1 rRNA gene is annotated in these 251 nt (G+C 49.0%); it reads right to left on the reverse strand.

From position 1 onward, the window contains the following. Window positions 1–251, reverse strand: a 23S ribosomal RNA gene (locus G3N61_RS39335); the annotation flags it as partial.

The raw sequence follows: 251 nt of genomic DNA on the forward strand, positions 1-251 counted from the left end.
TCGGCTAACAATACAAATAAAGAGTGCAAGGCTCATCCCATTTCGCTCGCCACTACTTTGGGAATCTCGGTTGATTTCTTTTCCTGCGGTTACTTAGATGTTTCAGTTCACCGCGTTCGCTTCACATGGCCTATGTATTCAGCCATGGATACTCCAAAAGGAGTGGGTTTCCCCATTCGGACATCTACGGATCAAAGCTTGTTTGCCAGCTCCCCGTAGCTTTTCGCAGGCTACCGCGTCCTTCATCGCCT

This window comes from Burkholderia sp. Ac-20349 (assembly GCF_017104865.1).
In the GTDB taxonomy this organism is placed as follows: Bacteria; Pseudomonadota; Gammaproteobacteria; order Burkholderiales; family Burkholderiaceae; genus Burkholderia; species Burkholderia aenigmatica.